Origin of the sequence: Achromobacter sp. Marseille-Q0513 (assembly GCF_018195695.1) — a bacterium.
In the GTDB taxonomy this organism is placed as follows: Bacteria; Pseudomonadota; Gammaproteobacteria; order Burkholderiales; family Burkholderiaceae_B; genus Achromobacter.
In genome coordinates this window covers 1-512 of the sequence record NZ_JAGTJY010000487.1, presented here as the reverse complement: position 1 = coordinate 512, position 512 = coordinate 1, and the positions used below count along the sequence as shown (strand labels likewise).

Annotated in this window: 1 protein-coding gene; it reads right to left on the bottom strand. The window is 63.9% G+C overall.

From position 1 onward, the window contains the following. Positions 1-512, bottom strand: a 512-nt coding sequence (locus tag KDH83_RS31405) for a DUF6079 family protein (RefSeq protein WP_249205479.1), incomplete at both ends; no start/stop codon positions are given.

Genomic DNA, 512 nt, shown 5'->3' with positions numbered 1-512 from the left:
GACCTTCTCTTGCAGCTTGATGACGGGTTCGGTATCGCCTTGGCTGGCCTTCTGAGCCAGGCCGGATGGCAGATCGAACAGCTCGAACAAGGCGCGTAGCACCGCGAGGTTGATCTCCTTGGGGGCCTCGACATGCTTGAACTGCTTGAGTTCCTCCAGCGAACGCTCCGCGAGTTGCGCCAGCTTGCCGGAGTCGATCTTGTCGCCGGTGATCGACAGCACAAGGTCGCCGGAATAGACCAGGCCGCCCAGCACGGTGATCAGCAGGTCGGGTTCGAGCCGGTACTTGATTGGCGCGAAATACTCGATGTCGGACGAGCCAGACAGCAGTTCGCTGCGGTTGAGCACCTGGCCGTGGCCTTTAGCCTTGAGGCGGCTCAGCACCTCTTGCGCGTAGCGGGAGGTGGCGGGGTCAACGCGGGCGCCATCGAGCAGTTCCAGCGCATCGAGAATGGCAACGGCATCCTTGGTTCGCGCTCCCCCAGCCAGTGCGCGCCGCGCGGTGCCCACCG